The 17,534-nt window shown below is 71.9% G+C and carries 18 protein-coding genes; 12 read left to right on the top strand and 6 right to left on the bottom strand.

Translation table 11 applies throughout. The annotated features are described in order from the left end of the window. Positions 1-60 precede the first annotated feature (60 nt). Genes AW274_RS27275 through AW274_RS27265 form a run of 3 tightly spaced genes read left to right on the top strand, consistent with a single transcriptional unit; the run spans position 61 to position 2,236 of the window. Entirely contained in the window at positions 61-1,095 is a 1,035-nt protein-coding gene (locus AW274_RS27275; protein WP_062437475.1) for an FKBP-type peptidyl-prolyl cis-trans isomerase, read from the top strand. Positions 1,096-1,100: 5 nt separating this feature from the next. Continuing rightward, positions 1,101-1,751 carry a helix-turn-helix transcriptional regulator gene (locus AW274_RS27270; protein ID WP_062437473.1) on the top strand — a complete coding sequence of 217 codons (651 nt, stop codon included), beginning with the start codon at positions 1,101-1,103 and terminating at the stop codon, positions 1,749-1,751. 32 nt (positions 1,752-1,783) lie between these two features. After that, a complete protein-coding gene (locus tag AW274_RS27265) occupies positions 1,784-2,236 on the top strand; it encodes a DUF3291 domain-containing protein (protein ID WP_062437471.1) in 453 nt (150 codons plus the stop codon). Between the two features lie 281 nt (positions 2,237-2,517). On the opposite strand, the gene AW274_RS27260 is transcribed toward AW274_RS27265, so the two are convergent. Then, on the bottom strand, positions 2,518-3,591 hold the full coding sequence (locus AW274_RS27260; protein WP_062437469.1) for a DUF3866 family protein: 1,074 nt from the start codon (positions 3,589-3,591) through the stop codon (positions 2,518-2,520). 37 nt (positions 3,592-3,628) lie between these two features. On the opposite strand from AW274_RS27260, the gene AW274_RS42190 reads away from it, so the two are divergent. The 9 genes from AW274_RS42190 (at position 3,629) to AW274_RS27220 (ending at position 13,050) form a co-directional block, all read left to right on the top strand. Then, positions 3,629-4,573, top strand: a complete 945-nt coding sequence (locus AW274_RS42190) for a helix-turn-helix transcriptional regulator (protein WP_062437467.1) — start codon at positions 3,629-3,631, stop codon at positions 4,571-4,573. Next, a complete protein-coding gene (locus AW274_RS27250) occupies positions 4,570-5,520 on the top strand; it encodes a helix-turn-helix transcriptional regulator (protein ID WP_369408676.1) in 951 nt (316 codons plus the stop codon). Before AW274_RS42190 ends, AW274_RS27250 begins: the two co-directional genes overlap by 4 nt. A gap of 217 nt (positions 5,521-5,737) precedes the next feature. After that, positions 5,738-6,082: a Sec-independent protein translocase subunit TatA gene (gene tatA, locus AW274_RS27245; protein WP_062437464.1), complete on the top strand. Its 345-nt coding sequence runs from the start codon at positions 5,738-5,740 to the stop codon at positions 6,080-6,082. A 36-nt stretch (positions 6,083-6,118) separates the two neighbouring features. Continuing rightward, positions 6,119-6,973, top strand: a complete 855-nt coding sequence (tatC, locus tag AW274_RS27240; protein WP_062437462.1) for a twin-arginine translocase subunit TatC — start codon at positions 6,119-6,121, stop codon at positions 6,971-6,973. Beyond that, positions 6,970-7,824 carry a diacylglycerol/lipid kinase family protein gene (locus tag AW274_RS27235; RefSeq protein ID WP_062437459.1) on the top strand — a complete coding sequence of 285 codons (855 nt, stop codon included), beginning with the start codon at positions 6,970-6,972 and terminating at the stop codon, positions 7,822-7,824. Before tatC ends, AW274_RS27235 begins: the two co-directional genes overlap by 4 nt. Before the next feature lie 25 nt (positions 7,825-7,849). After that, a complete protein-coding gene (locus AW274_RS27230; RefSeq protein WP_062437457.1) occupies positions 7,850-10,558 on the top strand; it encodes a DEAD/DEAH box helicase in 2,709 nt (902 codons plus the stop codon). Between the two features lie 133 nt (positions 10,559-10,691). Continuing rightward, positions 10,692-10,859 (top strand): hypothetical protein, encoded by a 168-nt coding sequence (locus AW274_RS41535; RefSeq protein ID WP_169806404.1) that lies wholly within the window; start codon positions 10,692-10,694, stop codon positions 10,857-10,859. A 209-nt stretch (positions 10,860-11,068) separates the two neighbouring features. Then, positions 11,069-11,641, top strand: a complete 573-nt coding sequence (locus AW274_RS27225) for an ABC transporter ATP-binding protein (RefSeq protein WP_198169433.1) — start codon at positions 11,069-11,071, stop codon at positions 11,639-11,641. Further along, positions 11,638-13,050 carry a DUF6297 family protein gene (locus AW274_RS27220; protein ID WP_062437453.1) on the top strand — a complete coding sequence of 471 codons (1,413 nt, stop codon included), beginning with the start codon at positions 11,638-11,640 and terminating at the stop codon, positions 13,048-13,050. Before AW274_RS27225 ends, AW274_RS27220 begins: the two co-directional genes overlap by 4 nt. On the opposite strand, the gene AW274_RS27215 is transcribed toward AW274_RS27220, so the two are convergent. From AW274_RS27215 to AW274_RS27195, 5 genes are all read right to left on the bottom strand, one after another. Continuing rightward, a complete protein-coding gene (locus AW274_RS27215; RefSeq protein WP_062437450.1) occupies positions 13,051-13,377 on the bottom strand; it encodes a hypothetical protein in 327 nt (108 codons plus the stop codon). Next, positions 13,367-15,538, bottom strand: a complete 2,172-nt coding sequence (locus tag AW274_RS27210) for a lanthionine synthetase LanC family protein (RefSeq protein WP_062437448.1) — start codon at positions 15,536-15,538, stop codon at positions 13,367-13,369. The genes AW274_RS27215 and AW274_RS27210 overlap by 11 nt, the downstream gene beginning before the upstream one ends. Continuing rightward, positions 15,531-16,664, bottom strand: coding sequence for a phosphotransferase family protein (locus AW274_RS27205; protein WP_062437446.1), 1,134 nt, complete (start codon positions 16,662-16,664; stop codon positions 15,531-15,533). Before AW274_RS27205 ends, AW274_RS27210 begins: the two co-directional genes overlap by 8 nt. 16 nt (positions 16,665-16,680) lie before the next feature. Then, positions 16,681-16,974, bottom strand: coding sequence for a hypothetical protein (locus AW274_RS27200; protein ID WP_062437444.1), 294 nt, complete (start codon positions 16,972-16,974; stop codon positions 16,681-16,683). A 255-nt stretch (positions 16,975-17,229) separates the two neighbouring features. After that, positions 17,230-17,502 carry a hypothetical protein gene (locus tag AW274_RS27195; protein WP_062437442.1) on the bottom strand — a complete coding sequence of 91 codons (273 nt, stop codon included), beginning with the start codon at positions 17,500-17,502 and terminating at the stop codon, positions 17,230-17,232. Positions 17,503-17,534: the final 32 nt, after the last annotated feature.

Raw genomic sequence — 17,534 nt, 5'->3', positions numbered from 1 at the left:
CAGACGGCGGGTTCGGGTAGTGTGACCCGAACCCGCTGTCATATTCCTGAGGACTTTCACATGCGCCGCCGCACGGCCATCGCCGCCGCCGCACTTCCTTTGCTGCTGTCCGCCGTCGCGTGCGGCACCGCACAGAAGACGGCCACCGGAGCCAGCCCTTCCGCCGCCGCCACGAGCGCCGCGCCCAGCGCGGCCGCCTCGTCGGGCGCCGCCGCGGCCGCCCCGGTCGGCCCCGCCGCCGACCCGAAAGACATCAAGGTCTCCGGTGACCTGGGCAAGAAGCCCAGCGTGACCTTCCCGAAGGGGGGTCCGGCGCTGGTCTCGTCCACCCGGGTCATCTCCGAGGGCAGCGGCGCCGCCGCCGCCGACGGCGACACGCTCGTCGCCAAGGTGAGCGTCTGGACCTGGGACGGCAAGGAGAACAAGGCCACCGGCTCCGCCTACGACACCGGCCAGGCCGAGTTCGTGCCGATCAGCCAGCAGCAGATGCCCAAGGCGCTCTACGACGGCCTGCTGGGCAGCAAGCCCGGCGGTCGCGTGCTCGTCGTGGTCGGCAAGGACTCGATCGACCCGGCCGTGGTCGAGCAGGCCAAGAGCCAGGGCACCGACTTCACCACCAGCTCGCAGGTGCTGGTCATCGACGTCGTGTCGGCGACCGCCAAGGCCGCCGAGGGCAAGGCGAACGACCCCGGCATCGAGGGTGTCAAGCTTGTCAACCCCGGTGGCGACACCGCCCCGACGCTGACCACCACGACCTCCGCGCAGCCGCCGAAGGACCTGACGGTCAAGACCGTCATCCAGGGTGACGGCCCGAAGGTCGCCGAGAACCAGACGGTGATGGTCCACTACACCGGCAAGATCTGGGGCACCGACAAGCAGTTCGACAGCTCCTGGGAGCGCAAGCAGCCGACCTCGTTCGCGCTCAACCAGGTCGTGCCCGGCTGGAAGCAGGGCCTGACCGGCGTCAACGTCGGCAGCCGCGTGCTGATCACCATCCCGCCGGCCCTCGGCTACGGCGAGGCCGGCCAGCCCGACGCCGGCATCAAGGGCACCGACACCCTGGTGTTCGTCGTCGACGTGCTCGGCGCCCTGTAAGAACCATGGACGATCTCGCGGCGGTCGCGGCCCTCAACGACCCCGTCCGCCGTGAGCTCTACCGATTCGTCACCTCGAAAGGCCGCCCGGTCGGGCGCAACGAGGCCGCGGAAGCGGCCGGCGTCGCGCGCCCCCTGGCGGCCTTTCATCTTGACAAGCTTGTCGAGGCGGGCCTGCTGGAGGCCGATTTCGCCCGGCTGACCGAGAAGAAGGGTCCCGGCAGCGGCCGTCCCGCGAAGGTCTACCGCCGGGCGCCAGGGGAGCACGTCGTCAGCGTGCCGCCGCGCGACTACCGGACTCTGGCCCTGGTGCTGGCCGAGGTGGTCGACCTGCTGGGCGGCGACGAGGTGGCCGAGAAGGCCGCCCACCGCATCGGCGCGCGTCTGGGGGCCGAGAGCGCCGCCGCGACGCTGCCCGAACTGCTCGCCGAACGCGGCTACGAGCCCTACGACGACGCGGGCCTGCTGCGGCTGCGCAACTGCCCGTTCCACGTGCTCGCCCAGGAGCAGCCGCTGCTGGTGTGCTCGATGAACCTCTCCCTCTGCCGGGGGCTGCTCGAAGGCCGGGGGGAGCCCGGCGCGCCCCGGCTCGATCCCCGTCCGGGGGAGTGCTGCGTCGTCTTCCCCCAAGAGAACTCTAAAACAAATCAAAGTTGACATAGAGGCCCCCGCTTTGCGACGGTGAGGCCATGCATCTGGCCCAGTTCAACGTCGCCCACATGCGCGCGCCCGTCGACGACCCCCTGCTGGCCGAGTTCGTCGCCGCCCTCGAACCCGTGAACACCCAGGCCGACGCCGCCCCCGGCTTCGTCTGGCGCGCCATCGCCAACGAGGACGACCCCGAAGAGACCATCACCCACGAGTTCGGCGACCACCTGCTGATCAACTACTCGATCTGGGAGTCGCGCGACGCGTTGTGGAACTTCGTCTACCGCTCGCCCCACCTGGCGATCCTCCAGCGCCGCCGCGAGTGGTTCCATCGCGTGGCCGAGCCCTACACGGTGATGTGGTGGGTCGAGGAGGGCGAGATCCCCTCGCTCAAGGAGGCGTGGAACCGGCTGACCCTGCTCCGCCAGAAGGGCCCGACCCCCGACGCCTTCACCTTCAAAGAGTTCTACGAACCCAACGGTGCTCGGGGGTAGCTCGGGTCGCGGTCATCCTCCCGCGCCGTCCAGGGGTGCAAACGCCGGTCCGTTACGGCTCCGCCCGCTCGGCACCGACCGCCGCCTCCGCCCCGCGCCGCAACCGGCGCCGACCGGCCGCGCCCGGTCCGCCCCGCCACGGCACATCTGAGGCCCAAGAGCCGCTCAGGGCCGCCGATCGGTGCGGATGTCGCATCACCCGGAAAACCCGGCGATCGGGAACAGGGGCCCTGATCGCCGGGCTGGCGGTCAGGCGGGCTTCCGGCCAGTCGGGCTTCCGGTCAGGCGGGCAGGAGGGTGGCGGCGTGGCGGCCGGCGGCCGCCGAGGTGAGGAAGTAGGCCAGGTCTTCGTCGAGTTTGCGGCCCATGGTCGACAGACCTACGGGGGAGGCCTTCAGGGCGTCGTACAGGCCCTCGGTTTGGACTTTCACCAGGTTGTGGCGGTCGCCCAGGACGGCGGCCTGGCGCTCGACCCGGGCGCCGAAGTCGCCGCCGAGTTCGGGCACGACGACGTCGGCGCGGGTGAGGGCGACGCGGCCGTAGGCGGTGAGGCTGTGGTGGGAGACGCCGATGTGGCGCTCTCTGAGGTCGCCCTCGCTGACGCGCAGGGCGGCCACCGGGCGGCCGTTCAGCACGCCGGCGGCGTTGACCGCCTCGCCCGAGGAGACGCCCGAGAAGCCCCACTTGGTGCCGGTGCCGAGGTTGCCGGGGCCCTGGGCCACGACCGTCAGGTCGGCGTCCAGGATGTGGCGGGCGGCCAGCAGGCCGGTGTGGGTGGTGACCGCCTCCAGGTCGCCGCCGAACGACTGGCCGACCGTGACAACGCCTGTCAACCAGCCGATCTCGCGGAGCTTCGCGCACGCCATCGAGAACCACGCCGGGAGCGCGCCGCCGTCGAGCATCACGTAGGCCACCCGGGCCGCCGGGCGCTCCAGATAGAGGCCGCAGAGGATCGCGGGCAGGGCCGAGTGCAGGTCGGCGACCACGACGGGCATACCGTCGAGGGAGTCGGCCTCGCGCAGAACCTCGTGGTGGGGGGAGTCCTGCTCGTCGGCGCCCAGAACCGTGGCCTGCAGGGGGGTGTACCGGGCCTTGACGAGATGCCCCGGCCCCGAGGGATCTTGTGGCAAACGGTCAGGAATCGCCACCACCATGGCGTAACCTCCCGTACCGAGGCCCATGGCGAGCGCGGTCGTGTTCAGCAGCACCGTGTCGCCGGGCTCGGGGCGGCCCACCAGCGGCGGATAGGCCAGCGCCCGGCATCGGGAGCCGTCGTCGACGGCGACCTCGATCTCGAGCGCGCCGGGCCATTCGCGCCTGATCTCACGGACCTCGCCCCTGCGCCATCTGATCACCGGAAAAGGGTAGCGTTCGAGTCAGGAAGGAGGGCCGATGTCGCGGCGGAAGACGGAACGGTTGCTTAATCTGGTGATCTGCCTGCTGTCGACCCGGCGTCCGCTGAGTGCGGAGCAGATCCGCTTCGCGGTCCCGGGATACGACCCGGTCAACGACGAGGCCTTCCAGCGGATGTTCGAGCGGGACAAGAACGAGCTCCGCGAGATCGGCATCCCGATCGAGGTCCAGAAGGACCCGTGGGAGGACGACCCGGGTTATCGCATCGTCAAGCAGTCCTACGAACTGCCCGAGATCACGCTGGAGCCCGACGAGGCGGCCGTGCTCGGGCTGGCCGCGCAGGTCTGGCAGCGGGCCAGCCTCGCCGAGGCGGCCGGCGGCGCGATGCTCAAGCTCAAGGCCGGCGGCGTCGAGACCGACCTGGCCGAGGGGCCGCTGGAGCTGCGGGTCGACACCCGCGACGCGGCCTTCACCCCGCTCTGGGAGGCGGTCCGCGACCGCCGGGCGGTGACCTTCAGCTACCGCTCCGCGGGCAGCGAGACGGTCCTCAAGCGCGTGGTCGAGCCGTGGGGCGTGCTCTCGCGCCGCGGCCGCTGGTACGTCGTCGGCCACGACCGCACCCGCGACGGCACCCGCGTCTTCCGGCTCAGCCGGATCGTCGGCGACGTCACGCCCACCGGGCGGCCGGGCAGCGTCGAGGTGCCCGAGGGCGCCGACCTGCGGGCGCTGGTGGCGTACGCCGGAGACGACCCGGGCCCCGAGCGCACCGCCACGGTGCGCGTGCGCCCCGGCACCTGCCAGGGCCTGCGCCACCTGGCCCGCGAGGTGCGGCCCGGCGCCGAATGGGACGAGGCCGACATCGTCTTCACCGACCCCGAGCGGCTCGCGGGCTGGCTGGCCAGCCTGGGGCCCGACGCGGTGGTCGACGGCCCGCCCGACGCCCGCGAGGCCGTGCTCCGCCGTCTGAAGGGTGCCCTCCATTGAACGACCGGCTGCCCCGGCTGCTGGCCCTCGTGCCCTACCTGATGTCCCACCCGGGCGCCTCGGTGCCCGAGGTCGCCAAGGTGTTCGGGCTCAACGAGAAGCAGCTCATCGACGACCTCCAGCTGGTCTGGATGTGCGGCCTGCCCGGCCACACCCCCGGTGACCTCATCGACGTCTCCTGGGACGGCGGCGAGATCCTCATCGACAACGCCGACACGATCGCCCGGCCGCTGAAGCTGGGCGTCGACGAGGCCAGCGCGCTGCTGGTGGCCCTGCGCATGCTCGGCGAGCTGCCCGAGTTCGCCGGGGGAGAGGTCCTGGGCCGGGTGGTGGCCAAGCTGGAGCAGGCCGCCGGCGACGGCGCGGCCGCCGTCAGCACCCAGGTCACCGTCGAGGTCGAGGCCGCCCCGGGCGCGCTGGCGACCGTCACCGACGCCGCCCGCCGCAACCGCCGCCTGTCGCTCGTCTACTACACCCCCGGCCGCGACGAGGTCACCCCGCGCGAGGTCGACCCGCTGCGGGTCGTCCTGGTCGACGGCCGCCACTACCTCGAGGGCTGGTGCTACCGGGCCGAGGCGATGCGCATGTTCCGCGTCGACCGGATCCAGGACGTCGCCGTCCTCGACGTGCCCGCCGACCCGCCCGCCGAGGCCGAGCCGATGGACGTCACGCAGGGCGTCTTCCGCCCCTCCGAGACCGACGAGCTGGTCGAGCTCGAGGTCACTCCCTCGGGGCGCTGGATCTCCGAGTACTACCCGGTCGAGGAGGTCGAGGAGCTCGGCGAGGGCCGCCAGCGGGTGGCCCTGCGCGCCCGCGACCAGGGCTGGCTGGTGCGACTGGCGTTGCGGCTGGGGGATTCGGGCCGGGTCGTCCGCCCCGAGAGCCTGGCCGAGCGGGTCGCCGAGACCGCCAAGCAGACCCTGGCCAACTACGAGGTCGGCGTCTGACGTGCTCTGGTTACTCGTCGGGCTGGGGGTCGCCGGGCTGCTGCTGGTGGGGGTTCTGGCCATTCGGGTCTTCGTTGCGGCCCGGGGACTGGGGGCCGAAATCGAGCGGGCCAAGAGTCGAATGGACCCGATTCGTCCCCCTGAAGGGTGATGAGCACTGCGATCGCAGCGTACGATCGGGCAAGGACGTGCATCACCCGCCCCTTAAGGACGTGTCATGGGAAGCCTGGGACCCACTGAGCTCATCATCATCGGGCTCATCATCATCCTGCTGTTCGGCGCCAAGAAGCTCCCCGACACGGCTCGTGCCCTGGGCCAGTCGCTGCGCCTGTTCAAGAAGGAGACGCAGAAGCTCCGCGAGGAGGACGACGACAAGTCCACCGTGGTGCAGGCGCAGGCCGAGACCGTGACGCCGCAGCCCGCCCCGGCGCCGCCGGCGCAGATCCCGCCCGCGACCGCGACGCCGTCGGTCGAAGACCGGCTGCGCCAGCTCGAGGAGGAGAACGCGAAGCTCCGCGCCACCTCGCAGCCGGCCGCTCAGCCGTCCGACAAGAAGAACTGACCCCCGCCGCACCTTCTTTCGAGACAGGATCATGGGATGGCCCTGTTGAAGAGGTCGTCGACGCCGAAGCCCTCGGCCGCGGCGGACGATCCCGATGGGCGCATGTCGCTCATGGACCACCTTCGCGAGCTGCGCAACCGCCTGTTCAAGATGATCATCGGCGTGGTGCTCGCGACGATCCTCGGTCTGGTCTTCTTCGACCCGATCTGGGATTTCATGACCGGGCCCTTCTGCCGGCTCCCCGACGCCTACCGGCTCGGCGGCGGCAAGGAGTGCAGCCTGGTGGTCGGCAGTGTCACCGGCGGTCTGTTCATCAACCTGAAGGTCGCCTTCATCTTCGGCATCGTGGTGGCCTCGCCGTTGTGGATCTACCAGCTCTGGGCGTTCGTGACGCCGGGCCTCTACCGCAACGAGAAGCGCTACAGCTACACCTTCCTCGGCCTGGCGTTCCCGCTGTTCCTGGCCGGCGCGACGCTCGCCTACCTGACGATGGACAAGGGCCTGTCGCTGCTGCTGGGCTTCGTGCCCGAGAACGCGGTGCCGCTCATCGACGTCAACGACTACCTGACGTTCCTGATGATGATGCTGCTGATCTTCGGCGTGTCGTTCCTGCTGCCGCTGCTGCTGGTCTTCCTGAACCTGATCGGCGTGGTGCGTTACGAGACCGTGGCCAAGCACCAGCGCATGGTGGTCTTCGGGTTCTTCGTGTTCGCCGCCGTCGCGACCCCCAGCCAAGACCCGTTCACGATGCTGGCGCTCGCGCTGCCGATGATCGGCCTGTTCTTCGTGGCCGAGGCGTTCATGTACTTCCACGACAAACGCGCCGACGCCGCCGCGGCCCTCAAGGCCCGGCAGATCGAAGAGGAGCTCGACGGAACGCCGTCCGAGTGAACCGGCCCGTCGTCCTGGTGAACCCGGCCGCCCGAGGCGGCCGGGGGGCCCGCCGTCTGGGCCCGGTGCTGGCGCGGCTGCCCGATCCCGAGGTGATCACGGGCGCGTCGGCGGGCGACACCCTTGAGCGGGCCCGCGCCGCCGTGCGCAGGCGTCCGCCGGTGGTGGTCGCGTGCGGGGGTGACGGCCTGGTCCACCTGGCCGTGCAGGCGGTGGCGGGCACGGGCGTGCCGCTCGCGATCATCCCCATGGGCACCGGCAACGACATCGCCGCCGACCTCGGCATCCCGCGCGACCCGTTACGGGCCGCCGAGCTGGTCACCGGGGGAGTGCCCCGCGTCATCGACGCCGCCACCGTGGGCGACCGCTGGTTCGCCGGGGTGCTGGCCTGCGGCTTCGACTCGCGCGTCAACGAACGCGCCAACGCGATGACGGGCCCGGCCCGCTACGTCACCGCCGTGCTCCGCGAGCTGCGGGAGTTCCGGCCGATCCCGTTCCGCGTCACCCTCGACCACCACCCCGCCCGCGAGGTCGAGGCGATGCTGGTGGCCGTGGGGAACACCCGGTCGTACGGGAACGGCATGAAGATCTGCCCGACCGCCCGGCCCGACGACGGGCTGCTCGACGTGGTGATCCTCAAGGCGCTGCCGACGGCCGCCTTCCTGCGCGCTTTTCCCCGCGTCTTCCTGGGCACCCACGCGAAACACCCGGCCGTGGAGATCCATCGTGCCGGTTCCGTGACCCTGGAGGCACCCGGCGTGATCGCCTACGCAGACGGCGAACGCGCCGGACCGACCCCGTTGACCTGCACGGCCCGTGCCGGTGCGCTGACGGTGATGACACGGCCGTAACAGGAATATCGGTAGGGTTGACGGCATGAGCACGCCTGCGGAACGCTACGCCGCCTTCCGTGACCAGCAGACCGAGTCGGGCCCTGCGCTCACCTCGTTCCGCGGGTTGTACGACTTCGAGCTCGACGAGTTCCAGCTCGACGCCTGCCAGGCGCTGGAGGCCGGAGACGGCGTGCTGGTGGCGGCCCCGACAGGGTCGGGAAAGACCGTGGTCGGCGAGTTCGCCGTCCACCTGGCCCTGGAGCAGGGCCGCAAGTGCTTCTACACGACGCCCATCAAGGCGCTGTCGAACCAGAAGTTCAACGACCTGGTGCGGCGCTACGGCGCGGCCAACGTGGGTCTGCTGACCGGTGACAACAGCGTCAACGGCGACGCCCCGATCGTCATCATGACGACCGAGGTGCTGCGCAACATGCTCTACGCGGGCTCCCAGACCCTCAGCGGCCTCGGCTACGTGGTCATGGACGAGGTCCACTACCTCGCCGACCGCTTCCGCGGCGCGGTCTGGGAAGAGGTGATCATCCACCTGCCCGAGTCGGTGCGCGTGGTCGCGCTGTCGGCCACGGTCTCCAACGCCGAGGAGTTCGGCGAGTGGCTGGGCGCGGTCAGGGGCGACACGACGGTGATCGTCGACGAGCACCGCCCGGTGCCGCTGTGGCAGCACATGCTGGTCGGCAACCGCCTCTTCGACCTGTTCGCCAACGAAGACGGCGCGACCCGCATCAACGCCAACCTGATGCGCATCTCCCGCGACGAGCAGCGCCTCAACCAGGTGCGCGGCAAACGCGGCTACAACCGCCCCCGGCGCACCCCCCACGACCGCGCCCAGGTCATCGAGCGCCTCGACGCCGAGGGCCTGCTGCCGGCCATCACGTTCATCTTCTCCCGCGCGGGCTGCGACGCCGCCGTCAAGCAGTGCCTGTACGCCGGCCTGCGGCTGACCACCGACGAGGAGCGCCACGAGATCCGCCAGCTGGTCGACGAGCGCACCGCCCACCTGCCCGACGAAGACCTCGCGGTGCTCGGCTACCTCGACTTCCGCGACTGCCTGGAGCGCGGCCTGGCCGCCCACCACGCGGGCATGCTCCCGGCCTTCAAGGAGGTCGTCGAGGAGCTGTTCACCAAGGGCCTGGTCAAGGCGGTCTTCGCGACCGAGACGCTGGCCCTGGGCATCAACATGCCGGCCCGCTCGGTCGTCATCGAGAAGCTCGACAAGTGGAACGGCGAGACCCACGCCGACCTGACCCCGGGCGAGTACACCCAGCTCACCGGCCGGGCCGGCCGCCGCGGCATCGACGTCGAGGGCCACGCGGTGGTCGTCTACCAGCCGGGCATGGACCCGATCGGCGTCGCGGGCCTGGCCAGCACCCGCACCTACCCGCTGCGCTCCAGCTTCCGGCCCTCCTACAACATGGCCGTGAACCTGGTGGGCCAGGTCGGCCGCGAGCGGGCGCGGGCCCTGCTCGAAGACTCCTTCGCCCAGTTCCAGGCCGACCGCGCGGTGGTCGGGCTGGCGCGTCAGCTGCGCAAGCACGAAGACGCGCTCCAGGGCTACAAGGACGCGATGACCTGCCACCTGGGCGACTTCCCCGAATACGCCGCGCTGCGCCGGGCGTTGTCCGACCGCGAGGCCGAGTTGTCCAAGCAGCGCGGCGCGGCCCGGCGGGCCCAGGCGGTGCAGAGCCTGGAGGTGCTGAAGGTCGGCGACGTCATCCGCGTCCCCGGCGGGCGGCGGGCCGGGCTCGCCGTCGTGCTCGACCCGGGGGTGAGCGTGCGCGGCGAGGGCCCGTCGCTGCTGGTGCTGACGGTCGGCAAGCAGGTCAAGAAGCTGACCCCGGCCGACTTCCCGGTGCCGGTCGAGCCGGTCGAGCACATCCGGGTGCCGCGCAACTTCAACGCCCGCAGCCCCAAGGAGCGGGCCAACCTGGTCGCCACCATGCACGCCAAGCTCGGCGACGTCGACCTGGGCAAGCCGGTGCGGGCCCGCGACCACGCCGGTGAGGACGAGGAGATCCTGCGGCTGCGCCGCGAGCTGCGCCAGCACCCCTGCCACGGTTGCGACGAGCGCGAAGACCACGCCCGCTGGGCCGAGCGCTACTACAAGCTGCTGCGCGAGACCGAGGGCCTGCGCCGCCGCGTCGAGGGGCGTTCCCACGTCATCGCCCGCACCTTCGACCGGGTCTGCGGCATCCTCGACCAGCTGGGCTACCTCGAGGGCGAGACCGTCACCGACGAGGGCCGCCGCCTGGCCAAGCTCTACACCGAGCTCGACCTGCTGACCGCCGAGTGCCTGCGCGGCGGCATCTGGGAGAAGCTCGACGCCGCCGAACTGGCCGCCTGCGTCTCGTCCCTGGTGTACGAATCACGCCAGACCGACGACAACCGCAGCCCCCGTGTCCCGGCCGGGGCCGCGAAGGAGGCGCTGGCGTCGATGGTGAAGTTGTGGGCCGACCTGGAGGCCGTCGAGCAGGACCACGACCTGTCGTTCACCCGCGAGCCCGACATGAGTTTCGCGTGGGCGGCCTGGCGCTGGGCCAAGGGCCACACCCTCGACGCGGTGCTGACCGACAACGACCTGGCGGCGGGCGACTTCGTACGGTGGATCAAGCAGCTGCTCGACCTGCTGGGCCAGCTGCGCGACGCCGCGCCCAAGGGCAGCAAGGTGCGCGAGACCTCGACGAAGGCGATCGACGCCATGCGGCGCGGGGTGGTGGCCTACTCGTCGCTGACGTAGGGCCGGGGGCGAACTGACCGGCCGGTCAGGCGCGGGTAGTGGTTCGTTCGCCCACCGTATCCCCGTGGGGAGATTCCGGGTGTTACCCGGCGGAAATCCGCTATGTAACACCCCACGCCCCCCGGAGGTCCGGATGTTCGCTCTGCTCGCCGCTGTCCTGTTCCTCGTCGCCCTCGTCTTCGCGATCGGCGGCTACGCCGTCGGCGCGGTCCTGACCGTGACCACGCTGACCATCGCCGGCGCCGTGTTCCTGGCTCTGCACCTGGGCGGCTACGGCACCACGTGGAGTCTCAGGAAGTGACCTGACTTTGTAAAGGGCCGCTCCGCGTTCATCGCGGAGCGGCCCTTCGCGCTTTCTCGAATTCGGTTACAATCACGCCGACGGCAATTGAGCACATTAGCGATACGGCATCTCCGGACGATTGAGGAGCGTAATCCCCGATGAGCGCAACGGCCCCATCCGCATTGCTGCGCGTGTCCGGTCTGCATAAATCCTATTCCCGGCTCCCGGTGCTGAACGACGTCGGCTTCGACCTCCGGGCCGGTGAGGCGGTGGCGGTCGTCGGGGCGAACGGGTCGGGGAAGACCACCCTGCTGCGGTGCGTCGCCGGGGTCGAGGACGCCGACGAGGGGCTGGTCGAGTTCGACGGGGTCCCGCTGCGCGAGTCCGACCCGGCGGTCCGGGCCGCGATGGCCTCCCTGCTCGACGACGTCGACTACTTCCCCGACATGTCGGTCGTCGACCACCTGGCCCTCTACGCCTGGGCCCACGGCTCCGAAGACCCCGGCGGCCTGGTGGCGGCCACCCTGCGCGACCTCGACCTCGAAGGGGCTGCCGACCAGCTCCCGATCACCCTGTCGAGCGGCCAGCGCCATCGGCTCGGGCTGGCGTCGTGCCTGGTCAGGCCGCGTCGGCTGCTGCTGCTCGACGAACCCGAGCAGCGGCTCGACGTGACCGGCCGGGCCTGGCTGGCCGACCGGCTGCAGAAGGAGAAGGCGGCAGGCGTGGCCGTGCTGTTCACCTCCCACGACCACGAACTGATCGACGCGGTGGCCGACCGGACGATCGAGGTGGCCGGATGACGGTCCTCCAGGTCCAGGCGCCGCCCCGGGCCGCCGAGCTCCGCCACCGCCGGCGGGCCCGAAGGCCGCGTCGCCCGCTGGGCTTCCTGCTCTCGATGCTCCTGGAGCGCCTCATCTACCTGGGCATCCTCGGCGGGCTGGTGGTCGAGGTCACCGAGGCCGGGGTGGCGCGCATCGACGGCGGCGGCGTGCCCGACCTGGTGCGCGCCTCGGTCGTGCAGCTCACGGCGGCGGTGCTGGCCGTGGTGTGCCTGGTGCTGCTGGCCAAGGGGCTGCTCGCGTTCGGCCCGCTCTACGCCGGTTCTGCGGCGCGCACGTGGCTGCTCAGCACGCCCGTCGACCGCGGCGCCCTGCTGCGCGGGCACCTGGCGGCGGCGCTGGCCGTGGGGGCGGTGACAGGCGCGCTCGTCGGGTTCGTCTTCCTCGCGGTGACCCGCCTGTCGGTGCCGGTCGTGGCGTGGGTGGCCTGCTGGGTGGCGGCCGGAGTGGTGCTGACCTGCGTGTGCGTGCGGGTCCAGGCCGGTGACCGGCCGGTCGCCGGCGTCCAGCGCCGGCTGAGCGTGGCCGCCTACGCGCTGGTGGCCGTGGCGGTCGCGGTGCTGGTGCTGCGGCCCGGCCTGACGCTGACCGGGCTGGAGTCGGCCGGGTCGCCGCCGTTCACGGTGGCCGCGGTGGTCGCGCTGGCGGCGGCGGTGGCGGCGGCCGAGTGGGCCCGGCGCGGCCTCGGCGCGATGACGCGGGGGAAGGTGTCGTCGGGCGCCGAACTGGCCACCGCGACCCACGTGTCGGTGTTGTCCCTCGACGTGACGATGTTCTGGTCGATCGTGCTCGAACGGCGGGCGCGGTCGGTGGCGCGGGTGCGTCCGGCGGCGATAAGCGGAAATCTTTTCACCGCGTCGGTGAAAAGCGACCTGGCGCGAATCCGGCGCATGCCGACGGGATTCTTCATATGGGCGGCGCTGATTTCCGTGCCTTATGGCGCCTATGTCGTCGGGCTGGAGGCTTTTCTGCCCGCCCTTCACACGGTGACGGCATTCGCGGCCGTCGACAGATTGGCGGCCGGATTGCGGGTCATATCGCGTTCTCCGTCGATCCGGCGGGCGATGGGCGGCTCCGATCTGATGCTGACGCTCGCGTTCCTGGCGGTCCCGGCGGCCGGGGCGGTGGTCTGGTCGGCCGTCACCTGGGCGCTGGTGCCCGGCCTGTCCCTCCTCACGGCGGCCGTGTCGGCCGTCGGCGCGCTGGCGGTGACCTACCGGGTGGCGACCCGCCCGCCGCTCGACTACGCCAGCCCGCTCGTGGACGTCGGGCTGTTCGGCCCGACGCCCCTGGGGCTGATCCTCCAGCTGGTGCGCGGCCCGGCGCTGCTGGCGGGGCTGGCCCTCCTGCAGACCGTGATCGCCGGGTAGCTAGCAGCAGGCGTAGGAGCAGGAGAGCACCTCGGTGCAGGTGGTGAACGTGAGCAGCACGATCGGCACGCCGCCGGCGCGTTTGCGCATGTTCTGGGCGAGCAGCACGAGCCGCTGGCGTTCGGTGGAGTAGCCGCCGATCTCGCCGTTGAAGAACGACATCATGCGGTCGACGGTCTTCTCCAGGTCGGCCTCCTCGCCCTTGACGAAGGCCGCGCCCGAGCCGACGAAGTCGTCGATGCCGGGCACCGTCGACCACGACCGTTCGAGCTCCACGAGCAGGGCGTTCAGGTCGTACTGCGGCCTGGGCGGCGGCTCAGCGTCCACGGGGGGCCTCCTCGGGTGAAGACGGGCGGGTCAGGTGCAGCGGTGAGACGAGCGCGGGGTCGTCGCGGCGCAGCGCGGCCAGCGCGACCCCGGCGGCGCCGAGCATGAGGCCGTAGCCCCGGGGCCAGGCCAGGTCGTCGTGGTGGGCGTCCAGGGCGCGGCGGGTCAGGTCGCGGGCCAGGTCGCCGTCGCCGTCATCGGCGAGATCGGCGGGGGCGAGGGAGAGGATCTCGGCGATGCCGGCCGACCCGTGGCACACGCACATGTCGTAGACGAGCGCGGGGTGGGTGACGGCGGCGCGGCGGGCGGCCGCGAAACCGGTCGCGGCCTCGTGCGGGGCCAGCCTCGTGCGGGTGAGGGCGATGCCGGGTGCGCCGTAGCACCAGTCGTAGCGGTTGACGTCGGGTTCGAGGGTCAGGTCGCCGTCGGGCCCGCGCTCGTGGGCGGTGCGGGCGTCGCGCCAGTTGCCGTCGTGGAACCAGGTGCGCTCGTAGGCGACCGCCCTCTTGGCCGCGGCCAGGAAGGCGGGCTCGCCGGTCGCCTCGGCCAGGTCGGCCAGGGCGAGCGCGCAGCCGGCCGCCCCGTGGGCGTAGCCGACGAAGCCGGGGGTCCACGACAACGTGCCGCCGGTGTCGTCGCCCTGGCCGATCAGGGTGGCGCCCAGGTCGGCGGCCAGGCGCAGGCCGGTCGGGTTGCCGAGGCGATGGGCGGCCAGGACCGCCAGCAGGGCGCCGGCCGTCCCGTCGATGACGTCGGCGGGGCCCGTGCCGCCGATCGCGTCGCGGGCGGCGGCGTCCACCAGGGCGAAGCCGCGCTCGACCAGGTCGGCGTCGCCGAGCGCGCGTCCGGCCAGCGCCACGGCGAGGCCGGCGCCCGAGACGCCGCTGTAGAGGCCGGGGCCCGGCAGGTCGGCGGCGGCCGCCAGCGCGTGCCGGGCCGCCTTCGCGGCGAGGCCGGTGAACGCGGGGTCGGGCAGCTGGGCCAGGAACAGGGCCATGCCGGCGGTGCCGTCGTAGACGTCGGCGCCCATCGGCACCCACCCGGCCCGGCCGCCGATGTCGGGGTGGGGCTTGAGCCAGGTGCAGCGGTCGCCGTGCGTCAGCGCGTCGGCGGCCATGCGCCGGGCGAGCCGTTCGGCCTCGCCCGTCAGCCCGCCCGGGGCGACCGGCCCGGCCGAGGGGGTCGCGCCGGTGAGGTCGTCGAGGAGGGCGGCCACCTCGGCGGTCGCGTGGGGGACCGCGAGGGAGCGGCCGGTCTTCGCGAACGCCTCGGCGACGTAGGCGAGCTGGAGGTCCCGGTCGGCGCTCCCTTCGGCGTGGGCGCGCATGAGGCCCTCGGCGATGCGCTCGCAGACGAACATGCCGTAGCTCTCGCCGCCGCCCGGGTCCTCGGCGACGCCGAGCCCCAGACCGGCCCTGCGGGTCAGCGCCGGGACGTACGGCCGCATCATCGGCAGCGACCGCCGGTGGAGGTCGCGCAGGCCCGGCCACACGCGGGCGAGGTCCTCGTGGCCGATGTAGAGCACGGCGCTGTCGGCGCGTTCGGGCCAGTCGGCGTCGGCGTGCACGACCTTGAAGTGGTAGGGCAGGTCGCCGACCAGCCGGGTGAGGGGGTCGATGAGGCCGACCGCCCCGGCGGCCGCCAGGTTCCAGTAGACGCGCACCAGCCGCTGGCCGTCGGCGCCGGGCTGGCCGTGGGGGCTGCGGAAGAGCACGAACCCGGGCGACTTGGTCACCGAGACGCCGGGGATGTGCACCTCGACGTGCTCGGCCGGGCCGGGGAGGCTGAGCCTGACCCGGACGCCCTCCAGGTCGATCAGCGGTTCGGCGCCGGTCGTGACCAGGGGGAGCCGCCGGGAGGTGGGGGCGACGCGGGAGCCGGCGTACACGGCGGCGTTGACGAACCGGGCCGACCGGGTCGAGGGGAGGCCCTCCATGATGGATTCGCGGAAGGCGGCCACCTCGCGGCGCGGCCGGCCGAACAGGTAGCAGCCCCGGTAGAGCAGGCGGCTGACGAAGGAGCCCGCCGCCTCCCGCATCATGGCCTCGTCGGGCAGCGGCCGGATCGTGTCGACGACCTCGCCGAACCAGGCCAGGTCGTAGGTCGGCGAGACGGTCGCGGCGGCCAGCGCGGCGGCGACGGTCTCCCGGTTGTCATCCATCGCTGATCGCCAATCCGAAGAAGGTCCGGGCGGCGACGCCGGGGGTGGTGTGGAAGTTCGCCGCCATCTGCAGGAGCTGCCGTGAGGTCGCCAGCGGCACGCTGCGCTGGTGGGTCTGCTCGACGGCGAACTGCACCAGCCGCGCGCCGCACCAGCGCATCAGGTCGTCGAGGCCGGCCTTGGCGAGGTCGAGCTCGCCCGCGTAGGTGACGACGTAGCTGCCGAGGAAGGCGTGCGCGAACTCGCGGATCTCGCGCAGCCCCTCGGCCGCCGCCGCGTTCGCGGTGGCCTGCGCCTCCATCGGCACCCACGCGTCGGGGTCGGTGAGCCACCACACGATGCGTTCGGTGAGCAGGCCGGCGACGTCCCAGCGGCGGTCGCAGGGGCCGCCCATCTCCCAGTCGATGAAGACGGGCTCGCCCGAGGGCCGGATGAGGATGTTGTCGCCGCGCAGGTCGCCGTGGCCCATCGCGTCGGCGCGCCACTGGGCGTGCACGCCGTCGAGCAGCTCCGACAGCGCCGGGTTGGCCTGGACGGTCCTGACCACCTCCAGCGACGCCGGGCTGTGGAACTCGATGGAGTCGAGGGTGGGGTGGCCGCAGCGGAGGATGGGCGGGGCCTCCAGCGCCGGGAGGCCGCCGTCGCCCGCGACGGTGTGCAGCCGGGCCAGCGCCGCGCCGATCCCGACCGCCGTCATCTGCCGCCGGGCCGGGTCGTCGATGTGGGCGTCGCGGGGCGCCCGCCCGTCGACGAACTCGGTCACCAGCAGGCCGGCGCGGTCGTCGAAGGCGGAGAAACGCGGCAGGTAGGGCGCGAACGTGGAGCCGCGCAGCACGCGGTAGACCGCCGCCTCGCGGTCGAGGGTCTCCTGGGTCTCGGCGGAGGTGCCCTGTTTGACCACCCAGCCGGCGTCGCCCAGCCGGACGATCAGGCACCGGCAGCGGCGCGACTCGTCGACGACGGCCAGCCGGGGATCCAGGGTTTGGCCGGGGCTCAGCACGCCGTGCCCGGCGAGGGCGCGGACGGCCGCCACCTCGTCGAGCACGGGCCGGCCGGCGGTGAAGACGGACTTCTCGGCGGTGAGCCGATCGGCCCGGACGACGACGTCGGCGGGGTCGGCGTTCAAAGTATCTCCGATCGGGTCAGCAGCATCCCATGGAGCAACTGAACGCGGCGGTGCAGCCCGCGATGCTCACCGTGATCGTGACGAAGCCGCAGCGCTCCTCGGCGGTCTGCGCGAGCTCGATGATGCGTTTGCGGTGGTCGGCGTTGCCGTAGCCGTCGCCGTGCAGGACGCGCGTCATCGCCTCGATCGCGTCGTCGAGCTCCAGGTCGCCTTTGATGAATCCGAGCGCGGCGGCCCGGTAATCGGCGGCTCCGTCGATGCTCTTCAGTTCGAGATTGATCTGCTCAAGAATGTCGTAGCCCTCGGGCACCGCATTTCCCTTTTATCATTGGGCATGCTCGGGAATCCGCCCAGGAAATCCCAGGCGGATTCCGGCGTACCGATCACTGTTTTGAGCCTGTCATCTACGTACACTCGCAGAATTGCGCCGCCGACATGAAAGGGCGGTCTTTCTTCTGTACGACTCGCGGCGCCGGGCCGAGGAGAAGGGCCCGTGAACGCGGTGGAAGGGCGGAGTTCGCACAGGTGGAGCGGTGGAGCGGGTGGAGCGGTCGCGCCGGGCTTCTCAGCAGCAGAAACCCGAGCAGCTGAAGGCGGCCGTGCAGGCGGTGAGGGTGGCGATGACCGACGCCCAGCCGCACTTCGCCTCGATGGTCTGGCCGAGCTGGATCATGCGTTCGCGGTCGGCCTCGTCGCGGCAGATCTCGCCGCGCAGGAACGGGGCCATGGCCTCGAGCGCCTGCTCCACGTCGACGTCGCCCTTGAGGAATCCGTTGGTCGCGGCGCTGAACTCCGCGAATCCCGAAATTCCCATGAGGGCGTCGTTGACGTCCTTCATGACCTGCGGATCGGCTGTTCTCTCCTCTACTG

This window comes from Herbidospora daliensis (assembly GCF_001570585.1).
Lineage (GTDB): Bacteria > Actinomycetota > Actinomycetes > Streptosporangiales > Streptosporangiaceae > Herbidospora > Herbidospora daliensis.
This window is presented reverse-complemented; position numbering and strand designations above follow the sequence as displayed.

What these genes read in the sequence shown, in the direction of transcription:
- AW274_RS27220 (WP_062437453.1), top strand. Translation starts at nt 11,638, where the DNA reads ATGACGGTCCTCCAGGTCCAGGCGCCGCCCCGGGCCGCCGAGCTCCGC.
- AW274_RS27265 (WP_062437471.1), top strand. Translation starts at nt 1,784, where the DNA reads ATGCATCTGGCCCAGTTCAACGTCGCCCACATGCGCGCGCCCGTCGAC.
- AW274_RS27195 (WP_062437442.1), bottom strand. Translation starts at nt 17,502, where the DNA reads ATGAAGGACGTCAACGACGCCCTCATGGGAATTTCGGGATTCGCGGAG.
- AW274_RS27270 (WP_062437473.1), top strand. Translation starts at nt 1,101, where the DNA reads ATGGACGATCTCGCGGCGGTCGCGGCCCTCAACGACCCCGTCCGCCGT.
- AW274_RS42190 (WP_062437467.1), top strand. Translation starts at nt 3,629, where the DNA reads ATGTCGCGGCGGAAGACGGAACGGTTGCTTAATCTGGTGATCTGCCTG.
- AW274_RS27230 (WP_062437457.1), top strand. Translation starts at nt 7,850, where the DNA reads ATGAGCACGCCTGCGGAACGCTACGCCGCCTTCCGTGACCAGCAGACC.
- tatA (WP_062437464.1), top strand. Translation starts at nt 5,738, where the DNA reads ATGGGAAGCCTGGGACCCACTGAGCTCATCATCATCGGGCTCATCATC.
- AW274_RS27275 (WP_062437475.1), top strand. Translation starts at nt 61, where the DNA reads ATGCGCCGCCGCACGGCCATCGCCGCCGCCGCACTTCCTTTGCTGCTG.
- AW274_RS41535 (WP_169806404.1), top strand. Translation starts at nt 10,692, where the DNA reads ATGTTCGCTCTGCTCGCCGCTGTCCTGTTCCTCGTCGCCCTCGTCTTC.
- tatC (WP_062437462.1), top strand. Translation starts at nt 6,119, where the DNA reads ATGGCCCTGTTGAAGAGGTCGTCGACGCCGAAGCCCTCGGCCGCGGCG.
- AW274_RS27210 (WP_062437448.1), bottom strand. Translation starts at nt 15,538, where the DNA reads ATGGATGACAACCGGGAGACCGTCGCCGCCGCGCTGGCCGCCGCGACC.